Annotated in this window: 18 protein-coding genes and 1 rRNA gene; 18 read left to right on the top strand and 1 reads right to left on the bottom strand. The window is 28.2% G+C overall.

Annotation, left to right across the window (positions count from 1 at the left end; genetic code table 11):
• Positions 1-4: 4 nt before the first annotated feature.
• From rrf to XO12_RS03395, 3 genes are all read left to right on the top strand, one after another.
• A 5S ribosomal RNA gene (gene rrf, locus XO12_RS03405) occupies positions 5-118 on the top strand.
• A gap of 371 nt (positions 119-489) precedes the next feature.
• Complete coding sequence (locus XO12_RS03400) at positions 490-2,457, top strand: methyl-accepting chemotaxis protein (RefSeq protein WP_047265788.1); 1,968 nt, start codon at positions 490-492, stop codon at positions 2,455-2,457.
• A 72-nt stretch (positions 2,458-2,529) separates the two neighbouring features.
• Positions 2,530-3,141: a hypothetical protein gene (locus tag XO12_RS03395; protein ID WP_052913186.1), complete on the top strand. Its 612-nt coding sequence runs from the start codon at positions 2,530-2,532 to the stop codon at positions 3,139-3,141.
• A gap of 10 nt (positions 3,142-3,151) precedes the next feature.
• On the opposite strand, the gene XO12_RS03390 is transcribed toward XO12_RS03395, so the two are convergent.
• Positions 3,152-3,523 carry a hypothetical protein gene (locus tag XO12_RS03390; protein ID WP_052913185.1) on the bottom strand — a complete coding sequence of 124 codons (372 nt, stop codon included), beginning with the start codon at positions 3,521-3,523 and terminating at the stop codon, positions 3,152-3,154.
• A gap of 551 nt (positions 3,524-4,074) precedes the next feature.
• Here XO12_RS03390 and XO12_RS03385 point away from each other — a divergent pair.
• The 15 genes from XO12_RS03385 (at position 4,075) to XO12_RS03315 (ending at position 17,258) form a co-directional block, all read left to right on the top strand.
• Positions 4,075-5,109: an L-threonylcarbamoyladenylate synthase gene (locus tag XO12_RS03385; RefSeq protein ID WP_175419672.1), complete on the top strand. Its 1,035-nt coding sequence runs from the start codon at positions 4,075-4,077 to the stop codon at positions 5,107-5,109.
• Between the two features lies 1 nt (position 5,110).
• Positions 5,111-5,875 carry a type III pantothenate kinase gene (locus XO12_RS03380; protein ID WP_175419671.1) on the top strand — a complete coding sequence of 255 codons (765 nt, stop codon included), beginning with the start codon at positions 5,111-5,113 and terminating at the stop codon, positions 5,873-5,875.
• Positions 5,876-5,877: 2 nt separating this feature from the next.
• Entirely contained in the window at positions 5,878-7,209 is a 1,332-nt protein-coding gene (locus XO12_RS03375) for a radical SAM protein (RefSeq protein ID WP_175419670.1), read from the top strand.
• Between the two features lies 1 nt (position 7,210).
• On the top strand, positions 7,211-7,558 hold the full coding sequence (locus tag XO12_RS03370; RefSeq protein ID WP_175419669.1) for a hypothetical protein: 348 nt from the start codon (positions 7,211-7,213) through the stop codon (positions 7,556-7,558).
• A gap of 8 nt (positions 7,559-7,566) precedes the next feature.
• A complete protein-coding gene (locus XO12_RS03365; protein ID WP_175419668.1) occupies positions 7,567-8,655 on the top strand; it encodes an AAA family ATPase in 1,089 nt (362 codons plus the stop codon).
• 55 nt (positions 8,656-8,710) lie between these two features.
• Positions 8,711-9,658 (top strand): class II fructose-1,6-bisphosphate aldolase, encoded by a 948-nt coding sequence (gene fba, locus XO12_RS03360; protein ID WP_047265782.1) that lies wholly within the window; start codon positions 8,711-8,713, stop codon positions 9,656-9,658.
• A gap of 59 nt (positions 9,659-9,717) precedes the next feature.
• Complete coding sequence (locus XO12_RS03355; RefSeq protein ID WP_047265781.1) at positions 9,718-10,329, top strand: YigZ family protein; 612 nt, start codon at positions 9,718-9,720, stop codon at positions 10,327-10,329.
• Positions 10,330-10,600: 271 nt separating this feature from the next.
• On the top strand, positions 10,601-11,209 hold the full coding sequence (locus tag XO12_RS03350) for a CPBP family intramembrane glutamic endopeptidase (protein WP_047265780.1): 609 nt from the start codon (positions 10,601-10,603) through the stop codon (positions 11,207-11,209).
• Positions 11,210-11,213: 4 nt separating this feature from the next.
• Positions 11,214-11,825 carry a NapC/NirT family cytochrome c gene (locus XO12_RS03345; protein ID WP_052913184.1) on the top strand — a complete coding sequence of 204 codons (612 nt, stop codon included), beginning with the start codon at positions 11,214-11,216 and terminating at the stop codon, positions 11,823-11,825.
• Positions 11,822-13,000, top strand: coding sequence for a cytochrome c biogenesis protein ResB (locus tag XO12_RS03340; RefSeq protein WP_047265779.1), 1,179 nt, complete (start codon positions 11,822-11,824; stop codon positions 12,998-13,000). The genes XO12_RS03345 and XO12_RS03340 overlap by 4 nt, the downstream gene beginning before the upstream one ends.
• 10 nt (positions 13,001-13,010) lie before the next feature.
• Entirely contained in the window at positions 13,011-13,802 is a 792-nt protein-coding gene (ccsA, locus tag XO12_RS03335; protein WP_047265778.1) for a cytochrome c biogenesis protein CcsA, read from the top strand.
• Between the two features lie 12 nt (positions 13,803-13,814).
• Entirely contained in the window at positions 13,815-14,663 is an 849-nt protein-coding gene (locus tag XO12_RS03330) for an electron transfer flavoprotein subunit beta/FixA family protein (protein ID WP_047265777.1), read from the top strand.
• Positions 14,660-15,670 (top strand): electron transfer flavoprotein subunit alpha/FixB family protein, encoded by a 1,011-nt coding sequence (locus XO12_RS03325; protein WP_047265776.1) that lies wholly within the window; start codon positions 14,660-14,662, stop codon positions 15,668-15,670. Before XO12_RS03330 ends, XO12_RS03325 begins: the two co-directional genes overlap by 4 nt.
• Complete coding sequence (locus XO12_RS03320) at positions 15,667-16,983, top strand: FAD-dependent oxidoreductase (protein WP_047265775.1); 1,317 nt, start codon at positions 15,667-15,669, stop codon at positions 16,981-16,983. The genes XO12_RS03325 and XO12_RS03320 overlap by 4 nt, the downstream gene beginning before the upstream one ends.
• Complete coding sequence (locus tag XO12_RS03315; RefSeq protein ID WP_047265774.1) at positions 16,983-17,258, top strand: ferredoxin family protein; 276 nt, start codon at positions 16,983-16,985, stop codon at positions 17,256-17,258. The genes XO12_RS03320 and XO12_RS03315 overlap by 1 nt, the downstream gene beginning before the upstream one ends.
• Positions 17,259-17,262 lie beyond the last annotated feature (4 nt).

Genomic DNA, 17,262 nt, shown 5'->3' with positions numbered 1-17,262 from the left:
TTTGAGGGGTGCAGATACTGGATATGGGAACACGCGGAACCATGCCGAACCCGACCGTTAAGCATATCCAGGCCGATGGTAGTATGGGAAATCCATGCGAGAGTAGGTAGCGCCCCTCTTTTTATTTCCCCCAGTCGAAAGACTGGGGTTTTTTTTTATAATATATACTTGACAAAATATTAATAAAAGTGATATAATAGACATGATGAGATATCTATGCCAACTGTAATCATATGGAAACTCCAAGCTTTATGGCTTAGTCCGAAACTATCTTTTTCCATATGATATTTTTAAAGCAGCCTTCAACGGCTGCTTTTTTGTTTTATAATATGAATTGCTTATTAATTATATAAAATCACATATATTTACAAATTTTTAATTAAATAATGTTATCCCTTTATTTAAGCGATAAATATTTGTATAATAGGTGTGATGTTTTAGTGGTATAATAAAAATGCAAATAGTATTTTAAAGCTGGAGGTGAATAAGGTGCGTTCTATAAAAACAAAAATTGCAGCGGTATTTTCTGGGGTTATTATTTCAGCAGGAATTTTTGTGGGTTTGTTTTTGTATTTTTATTTGGGAAATACATTAAAAAATATGGCTTCTGAATCTTCTTTTTCACACCTTCAACAACAATCAAGAGAAATTGAAAATTTTTTCAACGGGTTGGTTCATCAAATAGAACTTGTTTCTAATAAAAAAATATTAAAAAGCATGAATTTTAAAGATTCTATTGAGGTGTTAAAAAAGGATTTAAAAATATTAGATGATTTTTCTATGTTATTTATTGCAAATATAAATGGCGATGCTTATACAACTTCAGATGTGAAAACAAATATAAAGGATAGAAATTATTTTAAAGAAATTATGGCCGGTAGTGAAATTGCCATTAGTGATGTGTTGATTTCTAAAGCAGATGGTTCTTCAATTGTTGTTGTCGCTCATTCAATTAAAGATGAAAATAATAATACAATTGGATTGATTGGAGCAACAATTTCAATAAATAAATTTTTATCTTTTTTAACTTCAGATGAAGAAAAAAATATTCATAGTTTTATAGTTGATTCTAAAGGTATAATTGTTGCACATTCTTTGAAGGAATTTGTTGGAAAAAATGTATATGATTCTAGTTATAATGGATTAAATGAATTAGTAAATAAAATGCTAAACGGTGAAAAAGGATATGGAAAAATAGAAAGTAATAGTGAAAAAAGAATATTATTTTATGTTCCAATAAAGAATTTAAATTGGGCTGCTGCAATATCTATTCCAGAAAGTGAACTTTTAGGTGATACAAAAAGGTTAATACAATTCTTTAATATAGTGGTTTTAATCGCAATGATAATATCTTTGATAATTTCACTGGTGTTGGGTAATTCTATTTCAAAGCCATTAATAGATTTGGCAGAAAAAGTGAAAAAATTTGGTGAAGGAGATTTAACTCAAAAATTTGAAATAAAAGGTAAAGATGAGATTGCGAAAATATCTGAATCTCTTAATTATATGTCTGATAATCTTGTTAATTATTTAAAGGAAGTGAGAAAGTCTTCTGAAGATCTGGAAAATATGGCGAATGATATAAATAAAAATGTTGAAATTCAGACTGAACAAATGCTTATGATTAATGAAAAAACTGAGAAAATAAATGTAAGTTCAGATTCAGCTGCATCTTCTGTTGAAGAAATTAATTCAGGTATAGAAGAGATAACAGCCGCTGCGCAAAATATTTCAGAGAGAGCACAGAGTTTATCGAAAGAGGCTTTTGATGTTTCAGAAACAGCAAAAGAAGGAAATGAATCAGTTGTAAAAATTGCAGAAATAATATCTCAGGCGGTGGAACAATCAAATAAAACAGTGAATACAGTAAAAGAATTAGTATCAAATGCAGAAAATATAGGTCAAATAGTGGAAACTATAGAAAACATTACAGAACAGACAAATTTATTGGCATTAAATGCAGCAATTGAGGCAGCAAGAGCTGGAGAAGCAGGTAAAGGATTTGCCGTTGTTGCGGATGAAATTAGAAAGTTAGCAGAAGAGTCGAAGAAGGCTACTGAACAAATAGCCCAGATTTTATTGGAGATTCAAAATGGTGCGAATGATGCCAGCGAAGCAACGGAGAAAACGGGATATATAATTAAAAATGTTGAAAATGAATCATTAAAGATAGAAGAAAAGTTTAAATTAATATTGGATAAGATTCAACAGATTACTGTAAATATCGAAGATTTAAGCTCCAGTTCTGAGGAGCAGAGTGCTTCAACTGAAGAAGTTTCAAATGGTATGGATAAAATAACTCAGGAAGTATCAATGATATCTGATGAAATTAACAGTATTGCGCAATCTATAAATACTCAAAGCGAGAGTGTGAAACAATTGGAGGATTATACTGAAGAGTTAAAAGCAAAATCTGAAACGCTCGTAGAAGGATTAAAAAGATTTAAAATACAATAAAAAGCTCCCTTATGGGAGCTTTTTATTTAATAAAATATAAAAATGGTCGATTTTTAATATGGAGGTGATAATATGAGAATCGATAACAATTTTGAATATTTTAAGTATTCCAGTATAAAAAAAATATCAGAAAAAGGAAATAATGAATTAAAAAGTAAAGAAAAAAATTTTAAAGGTGATGTTTATGTGAAAACAGAAATAGAGTATATGAAAGCAACGTACTCTTCTATGGTGAAAAAAAATATTCAAATTAATCCAAACCGGTGGAAAGAATTAAAAGCAGATTCACAAAAATTATATGATGAATTTAAAACATGGGTTGAAGATAAGATAAAAAAGCAACTTGGTATTACAGATTCAGAAAAAGCAGAAATGAAAAAAGAATTGGAAGATGGACAATGGAGTCCTGAAGCTGTTTCTGATAGAATAATAGAGTTTGCAAAGTCTATATCAGGAGGAGATAAATCCAAAATTAATTTATTAAAAGACGCAGTAAAAAAAGGTTTTGATGATGTTAAAGGAATATTAGGAGGGAAATTGCCAGAGGTTAGTGAAAAAACATATGATCTTGTTATGAAAAAATTTGAAGCATGGGAAAAAGGTGAAGATGAGATTCAAATTGAAAAGGGTGGAGTAGAATATATTAATGTGAAAGAAGAGATAATAAAAGAAGATAAAAAATAAAGGATTTCCATCAGGAAATCCTTTTTTTAATAATATTTTGTAGTATTATAAACAACGTGACAGCAAATATTCCCGCATAACTTGCCAGAGCATCAAACATAGAAAATTGTCTGTAAGGCGATAGTGCCTGAATATATTCACTTGTAACTGGAAGAGTCAAAATGATACTTCCAAAAAAATATAAGAAAAATTTTCTATTAAAATAACTTTTCAAAAATAAAAACATTCCTCCAGCATAAGCCACAAAATGCCAGATTTTGTCTTCACCCTTAAATCGTGTATAATTAAATGGTGGTTTTGGAACAGTAGCAAAATATATTAATATAATAAGGTATATAATGAATAAAATATCCCAGACAATCTTTTTTTTGAAAATTTTCATTGCAAACCTCCAAATATATTTATTATTTTTATTATACAATAATAATTATACAAAAATTAGACAAAAATAAAAAATTAGTATTAGAATTACAATGTCTAAAAAGTCAAATTCACTCAGGCAGCTTGATTGCTAATCCTTAAAATTATTCATTCTCAGCCGTCGCATCGATTTTTCATCCATGAAAAAGCTTCGCTCAAAAAAACATCCTGTTTTTTTGACGGCTTTCATTTACGCTTAGATTTTTTAGGTATAAAAAATCCAAGGGAAAAGGATTTATAATTATATAATAAAAATTATTTTTCCCAATTACCCACTGTAAGAGAGCGATAGCTCAAAAGTTTTTTTATTAAAATCAAATTTTTTAATCCAATAACCCACCGTAGGTGTGTTAAGGGCAATCTTCGAGCCTTCGTTTCATTTGAGACTTTTTAGACAACCTATATTAGAATAAAAAATCAATTATATCAATTTACGCTTAGATTTTTTAGGCAGCCTAATATATTTTCAAAGTAACGGTTAGGATGAATATATTTTTTAGGAGGTTATAAAATATGAAATTAAAAACTAAAATAATAAAGATAAATCCGTTAAATATAGAAATTGAGAAATTAAAGTTAGCAGCAGATAAAATAAAAGATGGAGGACTGGTTGTTTTTCCAACAGAAACAGTATATGGCCTCGGAGCAGATGGATTAAATGATATGGCGGTAAAAAAAATATATAAGGCAAAAGGAAGACCTTCTGATAATCCTTTGATATTACACATAGACGGTCCGGAAAAAATACATGATATAGCATATATATCTGAAGAACTATTTGAAAAAATAAAGGTTTTGATACCTGGTCCAATAACTTTTGTATTAAAGAAGAAAAGTAAAGTTCCTGATATAGTATCTGCTAATAGGGATACAGTGGCTGTAAGAATTCCAGCACATCCAATAGCTAAAAAGCTTATAGAACTTTCAAATACGCCGATTGCAGCACCAAGTGCAAATCTATCTGGTAAACCTAGTCCTACAATAGCAAAACATGTCATAGAAGATATGTATGGCAGAGTAAATATAATAATTGATGGTGGAGATGTGGATTTCGGACTTGAGTCAACAGTAATAGATTTGACTGAAAAAACCCCAACTTTATTAAGACCAGGGCCGATAATTCCAGAAAAATTAAAAGAAATTTTTGGAGATATTATAATTCCGGATTTCATATATGGGAAAAGTAAAGTCGATATTGCAAAAGCACCTGGTATGAAATATCGTCATTATGCGCCTGATAAAAAAACTATTTTAGTTGAATATTCAAATAGAAGGATAGATATAATAAAAGAAATAATAAAAAGATATAAAAAACCATTGCTTGTGTTATTTGAAGAAGATACAAAATATTTCAAATCATATGATATAATAATTTCAGGAGGGAAAAATGAATATTTTAAATTTGCAGTAAATTTATTTGATATTTTGAGAAATGCTGACAGAAAGGATAATGATGTAATAATAATAGAAGGGGTAAAAGATGAAGGACTTGGGATTTCTATAATGAATAGATTAAGAAAAGCTTCATCTGAAATCTGGGAGGAATAATATGAGGTTGTTATTTGACGTAGGAAATACACACATAGTTGTTGGATTATATGAAAACCAATTTTTAAGTGTTTGGCGAATAGGGACACAATCATTTGAAACAGAAGATGAATTGTATTCTCACCTTTTTCCTTTACTGAATAGAATAAATATAGGTGAAAAAGATATAAATGCTGTTGTTATTTCTTCTGTAGTTCCATCTGTAAATTATATTTTGAGCAGATATGCAAAGAAATATTATAATGTAGATGCTGTATTTGTAAGTGGAATTAAGATAAAGGATATGAAATTAGATGTAGATTATCCAAAAGAGGTTGGAGCTGATAGAGTTGCAAATGTATTAGCTTTAAAGAAATATTATGGAAATAATGCAATAGGAATAGATTTTGGTACGGCAATAACAATAGATGTAGTATATAAAGGAAATTTTATAGGTGGGTCTATAATTCCTGGGATAAATACCCAAATGATGTCGTTGTTTTCTAAAACTGCAAAATTACCACAGGTAGAATTGAAATTTTTGAATTATTCAGTAGGGAAAAATACAATAGATAATATTCAAATAGGGATAATCAAAACAGTTGTATATGGAATTCAACAATTATTGAAAGATATTGAAAAAGAATATGATACTAAATTCAAAATTGTTATAACAGGAGGAATTGGAAAATCCTTAAAAGGGGTTATTCCAGAATTTAATATATATGATCAATATTTAACTCTTAAAGGATTGAATGTTTTTTATGAGATGTATGAAAGGAGATAACAATGAAGCATTTTCTGCTTATAAATCCCTGGGTATATGATACAGCAGCATATGATTTCTGGCAAAAACCATTAGGTTTATTATATATTGGAAGTATATTAAAATATCATGGATTTGAAGTTAATTTAATAGATTTAATGAATAGATACGATGAATATTTTAAAGAAATAAATTTTATTAAGGATAGATATTACGGAACGGGTAAATATTATTATGAACAGGTGGAAAAACCGGAAATTATTAAAGATATTCCAAGGAAATTTAAAAGATATGGGTTGCCAGAAGAAGTATTTATAAAGAAATTAAAGGAATATAAAAACGTAGATGGAATTATTGTTACGTCTGTAATGACTTATTGGTATTATGGAGTTTATAAAACTATAGAAATAATAAGAAAAGTATTTCCAGAGAAACCAATATTTTTAGGTGGAATATATGTAAATGTTATGCCTCTTCATGCAAAAAGAACATTTGAAAAATTGAATGTTAAAGTAATTAATGGAACAGGAAATATTGCAATTAAAAAGCTTTTTGATTTTTATAATATAAATATAAAAAATATAGACTGGTTTGAAGAACTTGATCCTTTCTATGATTTATATTCTGATGTACCTTATATAGTAATAACTTCTTCAATAGGATGTCCGTTTAAATGCACATATTGCGTAACACCACGTATGTGGAAATATCAAATAAGAAGTGTGAAAAAAATAATAAAAGGAATAGAAAATGTTTTATCAAAAAAGAAAGTTAAAGATGTGGTTTTTTTTGATGATGCATTTTTGATACATCCTCAAAAGGAAGAACTATTAGAAAAGCTTTCTCAATTTAAAATTAGATATCATTTGCCAAATGGTATTCATGCAAAATTAGTCAATAGAAAAATAGCAAAACTTTTTTCAAAAGCTAATTTTAAAGTAATAAAGTTGGGTTATGAAACATCAGACGAAGAAATGCAGAAAAAAACAGGTGGTAAGGTAAGCAACGAAGATTTAATTAGAGCTTCGAATTATTTATTAAATGAAGGATTAAATGAAACGTCAGCTTATATAATGGCAAATTTACCAGGACAAAAAGTTAATGACGTAATAAAAGGAATAGATTTTTGTATGGAACTTGGTATTATACCATCTGTTAATGAGTTTACACCAATTCCAAATACTCCACAATATATGGAATTAGTATCAAAAGGATGGCTTGAAATAGATACGGATCCTCTACTTTTGAATAATTCAATTTTGCCATATTGGTGGGATTATGGTATGAATGTTGAAGAAATAGAATATATCAAGGCTTATTTAAGAGATAAAAAATCTCAAAAAAGAGGGATTTAAAATGGAAAATATAAAAGAAGTAAAAGAATTAATTGAAAATCTTGATAATCTTGAAAAATTAATTGATAGAATAATATTAAATGAAGATTATGAAGTTCTTCCAAGAATTCTTGAGCAAAGAAAAACAGTACTACAAAAGATGGAAAGATTTTCTACTTCAGATTTGATAATAAATAGAGTAAAGAAACTATTGGAAGATGATAAAAAAAGAATGGATAAAATAAAACCAGAGATGGAGAAAATAAAAAACCAGCTTAAAACTACAAATAAAGGAAAATTAGCAATAAAGAATGGGTATATGAAAGTTCAGGAAGAAATTACAAAAAGAAGATTCAATTCAAATGGGTAGGTGATTTTATGAAACCAAAAGATATAAAATTTTTATCTAAAAAAATAATGGAGTCAGGTGAAATACCTTTAATATGGGGGCATTTTGGTGTAGGAAAAACAGATATAATAAGAGAAATTGCAAAAGAAAGTAATAGAGAATTGATAATACTGGTTATATCTCAAATGGAACCGGGAGATTTAATAGGATTACCGTCAAGAGATAATAACAAAACAGTTTTTTTAAAACCAGATTGGTGGCCAGAGAAAGATAATAGTATTATAATGATAGATGAAATAAACAGAGCTCACCGTTCAATAAGAAATGCGATTATGCAATTATTGCTGGATAGAAGAATTCACAACCACATATTGCCAGAAGGTACTTGGATAGTAGCAGCTGCAAATCCACCAGATGAAGATTATGACCAGATAGATTTGATAACAGATCCAGCATTTATGTCCCGTTTTTTTCATATTAATTTAAATGCAGATACAGAGGAATGGGTACAATGGGCAAGTGAAATGAAAATATCAAAAGAAATTATAGATTTTATAAAAAAATATCCTGAGTTTATTTCAAACGGAAAAAATGTCTCTTTACATTTAGATTTAAAACCAAGTCCCAGAAGTTGGTATAAATTAGATAGAGTTTTGAAAAATATGACTGAAGATGAAATTAAGGAATATGGTTATATATTGGCAGCCGGTATAGTAGGTCCAGAGGCTGCAAGAACGTTTGTTAATTTTCTTGAAAATAGCGAAGACTATCCAATACCAGAAAAAATTCTTTTTGAACTTGATAATAATATCCTAAATAAGATAAAGAAAATGAATATATCAGAAAAAAATACAATGATATTAAGAATAAATAAATACATCGAAAATCTTGAAGAAGATGATATTATAAAAATACTGGATAATTATGAATATAAAATAATGGCTGAAAATATAAAAGAATTATCAAATATAATTTCAAAGGATTCTGCATATTCAATTTTAAGGAATATAGATCATTATGCATCTAAGACAAAAGGATTGAAAAAAGCATTTTTTGAAAAGTTATTCGAAGAGTTGGCAATTGTTTTGGATAATGTAAATTGGTTAGAAGAGATTTAACAGTATTATGATATAATAACTTTGAACATTAAATTTATTGTTGGGAGGGGTTAAAATGCCTTATGTAGATACTAAAGTTATTTTAGAAAATGCAGATAAACATGGATATGGTGTTCCAGCTTTAAATATTAATAATCTTGAATTTTTACATTATATCATTGAAGCTGGAGTGAAAATGAATTCACCGGTTATTATTGAAACAAGTCAAGGAGCAATGAAATATGCCGGGAATGGAGATTTCAGGAAAGGTGCAGAAATATTTGTTAAAATGGTAAAAACATTTGCAGCGCAGGTAGATATACCAGTATCTTTGCATCTTGATCATGGGAAAAGTTTTGAATATATAGTTGCAGCAATAAAAGCTGGTTATTCATCAGTTATGATAGATGCTTCAGAACATCCTTTTGAAGAAAATTTGAGAATAACAAAAGAAATAGTAAAGATAGCTCACGCAGCAGGCGTTTCAGTAGAAGCAGAATTAGGTCAATTAGCAGGTGTTGAAGATGAAGCAGTAGCAGAAGAAAATGTTTTGGTAAATCCCGAAGAAGCAAAAATCTTTGTTGAAGAAACAGATGTTGATTTCTTAGCACCAGCAGTTGGAACATCACATGGAGCTTTCAAATTTAAAGGTAAAGCTAAAATAGATTATGATAGAATAAAAAAAGTAAAAGAATATGTTAAAAGACCTCTTGTTTTACATGGTGCATCTTCGGTAGTTCCAGAATTTGTGGAAATAGCAGAAAAACACGGAGCAGATTTTGGAGGTGCTAAAGGAGTTCCATCTGAAATATTAAGAGAGGCCGTAAAATATGGAATTAATAAGGTAAATACAGATACGGATTTAAGAATAGCCTTTGTTGCTGGTTTAAGAGAATTTTTAAATGGAAATCCAAAAGAATTTGATCCAAGGAAATATTTTAAATTGGCAAGAGAATATACTATAAAAGTAATAACAGATAGAATGGAAGTTCTTGGCTCTAATGGAAAAGCAGAATTATTTTAATAAAAAATAAGTCTAAACTCTCAGCTTAGCTGAGAGTTTTTATATTATTAAAAAAAGAGGTGATCAAAATATATTTTTCAATATTAAGTCCAGTTGAAACAAGGATAAAAATAAAACGTTCTGAATTTATTGGCAATGTAAAGAAAGTAAATACAGAAAAAGAAGCAAAAGAATTTATAAAAGAAATTTCATCTAAATATAGAAATGCCACTCATAATTGTTGGGCGTATAAAGTTAAAGAAAATAAATTTAATTATTCCGATGATGGAGAGCCCTCTGGAACAGCTGGAAAGCCAATTTTTGGTATTATTGAAAAACATAATTTGATTAACATAGTAGTTGTAGTTACACGTTATTTTGGTGGAATTAAATTAGGTGTAAGAGGATTAATAGATGCTTATTCCAGTTGTGCGGAAGAAACAGTATTAAATTCAAAAATAGGAAAATATATAGATTTAAAAATATATGAAGTTAAAACTGATTATTCCAGATATGCAGAAATTGAAAGGTTATTAAAAAGAGTAAATGGCTGGAAAATTACAAATCAGGAATTTATGACTGATGTAAGATTTGAAATAGCTATTGAAGAAAATGAAGAAAGCAATATATTGGGAATTTTGAAAAGTAAAGGTAAAATTAAATATTTAAGAACACAAGAAATAGGAATATGAAAAGTTAATATTAATAATTAAAAAACTGGAAGTATATAATTGTACTTCCAGTTTTTTAGTAGAAAATATATAAAAATATGATTATAACAAAATAATACTAATTAAGTATAGTATAATTAAATTATATTTAAAAATCGAAATATTCCGATATTGAAATATATCAAAAATAGGTATATAATTTTAGTGAATAAAAAATTAATAAAATATTTATATGCTTTTATAGTAATTTTTTTGTAATCTGTATTTAATTTATTGCTTAAGGGGGGATGAAATGAATAAAAAAATAAGTTTTATAAGTTTTTTTATAGTATTATTTTTTTCTTATTTATCTGCATATTATGTTTTTTTCTCAAACAAATCTTTTTATACAATGCTTATTTTAATGTTTTTCATATCCTTTTTATCAGTGATATTGAAAGGAGATTTTAATATTAAAGTAAATATGATAGAAATTGTTATGATATTCTGGATATCTATATTATTATATTTTATGTTTTGGATATTTAGATTTATAGTGAATTTTTTTGAAATATTTAGAGAAGAAATAGAAAGTTTTTATTATGTAATAAACAATCAGAAATTCCTGGCAATTCTTATGATAGTATTTTTCATATCATTATTTGAGGAAATAATATGGAGAGGGTTCATTAGTAAATTTATTATAGATAAAGTAAATAACCCAATTATTGCTTTATTATTATCTTCTTTATTATATGCATTTATATATATACCAACACAAAATGTGATTTTAATTTTATCTGCCTTTATTATTGGATTTATTTTTTCTTTTGCTTATTATATTACAGGAAATGTGGCTGTAAGTATATATACTCATATTATATGGTTAGTTTTGGTGATTATAATAATTCCATTGAGGTGATTATATGAGAAAAATAACAAATTTTTTAAAATTAATTGTAGAATTCATAATTTCATTATTCCTTTTTGCATCATTAGCAATAAGTGTATTGCTTAATTTGATAAAACCATTTGAGAAACTTATGTTAATTTTATTGATAGTGATTATTATTGGAGGAATATTGCTTGTAATAACTATAGAGGTAACTTCTACAGATGCATTTTGTTTAAGTTGTCATCCGTATTTTAAAAAAGAATTTTATGAATCACCTCATGGTAAAGCAGATGTTTCTTGTGCTGATTGCCATATCCCTGATGATATAACAGGGTTTACAAAAGCAAAATTGGGTGGGTTAAAAGAAGCATGGATTTATTTTACAGAAGGGCATCCTGAAAATAGAGAAGATTGGTATAAAAATTATAAAGAACACTGGGAAAAAATTGCTTTAGAAGAAAATCTTTCCGTTGATACATGTTTAGAATGTCATGCTGAGGGAGAAGAAAAACCTTATATGGAAGTAGAATTTTATGGTATGAAGATACATGAACAATTAAAGGTTGAAGAACAGGGGTTATCTTGTTTTGATTGCCATTATAATTTTGTTCATGGTATAGAGGAATGGGAGGGGAATAAATGATTTTTAAATGGTTAAAATCAATCAAACTGGCTGTAATATTAATGATAATTATTTCTATTTTTTCTGCATTGGGAACATTTGTTCCACAACATCAAATACCTGAATATTATTATTCAAAATATGGCGCTCTTTTTGGAAAATTAATAGTATTGTTACAATTAGATCATTACTCAAATTCTATACTTTTTGGTTTTTTATTATCTTTATTTTTTATAAATACACTTTTTTGTACTTTATTTAGAATTTTAAAAATATATCCAGTTATATTTTCAAATAATGTGAACACTAATAATATTGTATATTTTGAAGGGAATATGGATGAATTGATAAAAAAACTAAAAAAAAGCAAGTATAAGGTAAAAATAAAAGAAGGAGAAATATTTGCAGTAAGATCTTTAATTGGGAAGATAGGTCCTGATTTTATACATATTGGGATATTAATAGCTATAATAAGTGGGTTGATAATAGGTTTAACAACACAAACAGAAACATTTTATTTATCTCCAGGTGATGAATTTCAAATAGAAGATGAAAAGCTTATGCTTATGGATTTTATTGTTGAAAACTATGATAATGGAATGGTAAAAGATTGGATATCCAAAGTGAAATACAAAAATAATATTGCAAATATTGAAGTTAACAAACCTTTAAATTTAGAACATGGAAGATTATATCAATGGTCTTATAAAATAGGATGGAATGTAAAATTGTATTTTGATGGATTGAATTATACTTATGAAGGTCCTGAGTTAAAAGATTTTGATGTTGAAAATTATCATATAAAAATAAGTAGATTTATCCCTCATCTTAAAGTGAAAAATGGAAAAATCTTTAATATGAGTAATGATCCTGTTAATCCTGCAATTTTAGTTGAATACTATGATTATTTAGGGATAAAACTTGCGAGACAATGGGTTTTTGAAAAAATAGATTATCCTTCAGATCCTCCTGGCTTTAATATTAAAGCAAAAATAATAGGATATGAAAAAATTGAAAAAACAGGATTGTTATATAGTACATCAAAAGGGGATACTGGAATGTTTATAGCTTTATTAATTATATCATTGGGTGTTATTTTTTCAATAAAGCGTGATTATAATAAAATAATAGCTTATAAAGAAAAAGATAAAATAAAAGTAATAATATATGAAAAAAAATATCTATCCGAATTTTAGGGGGGAGAATATGACAGATATAACATTTTATACTATATCTTTTGGTATTTATTTAGTTGCATTAATAATTTCTATAATATCATTATTTTCAAAAAAAGATGTTTTTGAAAAAACAAGTGTATATGTATTATTGATTGCAGGATTTGTTGAAACACCAGGACTTTTGTTGAGAGGTATAAAAATGGGATTTTTTCCAATAACCTCTACATTTGAAGCAGTGACTTTTATAGCTTGGTTAGGTACTTTTGTAGTGTATTATTTTTATAAAAAATATAAAATAAATAAACAGGTTATTTTTGTATCAATAGCTACCTTAACATCTTTTTTTGCAATTTCATCATCCCCTTTAGTATCCTCTGAAATATCTCCACCAGTTCCAGCATTGCAAAGTTATTGGTTAGTTTTGCATGTTTCATTTGCTTTTATAGGAGAAGTCTTTTTTATAATTTCATTTGCTTCGGCATTAATATATTTAATTTCCAAAGATCCTGAAAAAAAACAAAAAATGGATGAGCTGACTTATAAATCTATATTAATAGGTTTCCCTTTTTTTACTCTTGGAGCTTTAATATTTGGTGCAATATGGGCAAAATATTCTTGGGGAAGATTTTGGAGCTGGGATCCGAAAGAAACATGGAGCTTGATAACATGGTTTTTTTACGCTGGGTATTTACACTCGCGATATTTGATGAGTTGGAAAGGTAAAAAAAGCATAATTTTAGCAATTGTAGCTTTCATTCTTATGATATTTACATTTTTTGGAGTAAATTATTTGTTATATGGATTGCATAGCTATGCATGAGGGGGGATTTTTATGAATGTTTTAGTTTGTATTAAACAAATACCAGATACATCAAATGTAAGAATAGATCGCAAAACAAATAATTTAATTAGGGAGGGTATTCCTGCTGTTATAAATCCAGATGATTTAAAAGCACTTGAATTAGGAGCACAATTGAAAGAAAAATATTCTGCGAGAGTCGCAATATTAACAATGGGTCCACCACAGGCAATAAATGCTTTGAGAGATGCGATGATTTTTGGTCTTGACGAAGCTTTTCTGTTAAGTGATAGGGCATTTGCAGGAGCAGACACACTCGCAACAACTTATGCATTAAATTTAGGAATAAACAAAATAGAAACAGAATTTGGAAAATTTGATTTGATACTCACTGGTAAGCAGGCAGCTGATGGGGATACAGGACAGGTGGGACCAGGAATTGCAACAAGACGAAAGTATTCTTTGGGGGCTTATGTGGAAAAAATCGAAGAAATAAATGATACACATATAATAGCTTTAAGAAGATTGGATAGAGGGTATGAAAGAATAAAAATAAAAATACCAGCCTTATTAACTATTACTGAAGAGTTCGGAACTCCAAGATATGGTTCTTTACCAGATTTAATAAAAGCTATAAAATATCAACCTAAAATCTTTAATGCAAAAGATATAGGAGCAGATTTAAAAAAATGTGGTTTTTTTGGTTCTCCAACTCGAGTTGTAAGAACGAATATTCCTCCGGCAAGAAAAGGTGGAGATATAATATCAAAAAATGAAAGCCCGCAGGAAGTTGTGGAAAAATTATTTGAAGTTTTAAAATCATTTGAATCAATAAGGCTTTCCGAAATGTTTGAAAAAATTTTAGGATGTGATAAACTATGAAACATTCGCACATTTTTGTATTTATAGAAACCATAGGAAAAAAAGCACATCCTGTTTCATGGGAATTAATTTCAAAAGCAAAAGATTTATCTTTTAAACTTGAAGGAAGTGACGTTTGGGGAGTAATTTTAGGTGAAGATTTAGAGCATATATGCAAAGAAACCATTTATCATGGAGCTGATAAAGTACTATATGTAAAAAGTTCAGAATTAAATGACTATATAAATTATAAATATCAAAAAGTTATTGTTGAAATGGTAAAAAAATATCAACCTGAAATATTTTTGATAGGAGCAACATTAGAAGGAAGAGAATTAGCAGGAATGATTGCAACAGAATTGAAAACAGGATTAACTGCTGACTGTACAGGCCTTGATATTATTCCGGAAAAAGAATTACTTGCTATGACTAGACCAACATTTGGAGGAAATTTGATGGCAACAATTTTTTGTCCAGAACATACTCCGCAAATGGCTACTGTAAGACCTGGCGTTATGAAAGAATCTTCTTTAGATTTTAATAAAAGAGGTGAGATAATAATAGAAGAATACCAATTTAATCAGATAGATAATCTTATAGAAATAATAGAAGCGATACCTGTAAAAAGTGGTTCTAATTTGCAATATGCTCAAATAGTTGTTTCTGGTGGGAATGGTGTTGGCGGAAAAGAAGGTTTTAAGATGTTAAAGAGATTAGCAGAACTTTTAGGCGGAGAAGTAGGAGCATCGAGGGCAGCGGTAAAAAAAGGATGGATTGAATCTGAACATCAGGTTGGACAAACAGGAAAAACTATTAGACCTATCGTATACTTTGCATGTGGAATTTCCGGAGCAATTCAACATATTGTTGGTATTAAAGAATCTAATATTATAATAGCAATAAATAAAGATGAGAAGGCCCCAATATTTGATATTGCTGATATCGGAATAGTAGGTGATTTACATAAAATAGTTCCCGCTTTAATTGAAGAAATTGAGAAAAGATTAAAAAGCGGGGTGAAAAAATGATTGAATACGATGTAATAATTGTAGGTGCAGGGCCAGCAGGATTATCTGCAGCATATAAATTAGCCACAGCAGGAATAAACGTAGCAGTTATTGAAAAAGGAGAATATCCTGGTTCAAAAAATGTGATGGGAGGGGTTTTATATTTAGATCCGTTAAAAAAATTAATTTCAAAGAACATAATTAATGAATTAATAAAGAAAAAAGTAGTAGAAAGAAATATAATAGAGCAAAATATGTGGATATTAAATGATGATGGTGTTGTTAAAATAGGTCATAGAAATGAAAAATGGAAAGATAATCCTAATGCATATACTGTATTAAGAGCGAAGTTTGATTCATGGTTTGCAGGTAAAGTATCAGAAGTTGGAGGATTGATAATTCCAAAGACAAAAGTAGAAGATTTTATTTACGAAGATGGAAAATTAATAGGGGTGAAAACTTCAAGACCTGAAGGAAATTTGAAGTGCAAAGCTGTAATTATAGCTGAAGGAGTTAATCCGATTTTAACAATAAAAGCCGGATTAAGAAAAGAAGATATTAAGCCTAAAATGGTTGCTATAGCAGTAAAAGAAATAATTCCAATGCCAAATGAAAAAATAAATGATATTTTTGGCGTAAGATTCGGAGAAGGTGCAACAATTGAAATAATAGGAAGTTGGTCAAATGGAATGATGGGAATAGCATTTTTATATTCTAATAAAGAATCAATATCTTTAGGAGCGGGGGTTTTATTGGAGGATTTAATGAAAAATAATTCAATTAGACCATATGAATTATTACAAAAATTGAAAGATAATCCAATAATTACAGATTTATTAGGAGAATACAAAAATTCAGCAAATGAATATATGGCGCATTTAATACCGGAAGGTGGATATTATGCTATGCCAAAAATTTATGGTAATAATATTTTGGTTGTTGGTGATGCTGGTATGATGGTTAATTCAATACATAGAGAAGGTTCAAATCATGCTATTACTTCTGGGATGCTAGCAGCCAATACTTTAATAGAAGCATTTGAAAAAAATGATTTTTCAGCAAAAACATTAAAAAAATATTATTTAAAATTGAAAAAGACATTTATAATAAAAGATTTAAAAAAGTATAAAGATCTTACAACAATTATGGAAAAAAACCACCAATTTTTTGAAGTATACCCAGCATTAGTGAACGATGCTGCTTATAAATTTTTAAATATCGATGGTACGCCTAAATGGGATATGCAAAAAGATATATTTGAGATGATTAGAAAAAAAAGAGGATTAATAGGAATAGCACTTGATGCATTGAAATTTTGGAGAGGTGTGAGATAATGAGAATAGAAGATAAACTATTTTTAAATAGATATAGAGCAGATGAAGAAAATTCACATTTAAAAATAAAGGATATGGGAGTTTGTGAAAAATGTGAGAACAAACCATGTATAAATTGTTGTCCAGCAGGAGTTTATGAATGGGAAGGGGAAATAATGGAAATTAAATTTGAAGGATGCCTTGAATGTGGAACATGTAGAATAGTATGTCCTTATAATAATATAGATTGGAAATATCCAAAAGGAAATTATGGAATTCTTTATAAATTTGGGTAGGTGA

This window comes from Marinitoga sp. 1154 (genome assembly GCF_013363285.1).
In the GTDB taxonomy this organism is placed as follows: domain Bacteria; phylum Thermotogota; class Thermotogae; order Petrotogales; family Petrotogaceae; genus Marinitoga.
The sequence above is the reverse complement of the archived record's forward strand: the minus strand, read 5'-3'. Positions and strand labels throughout refer to the sequence as shown.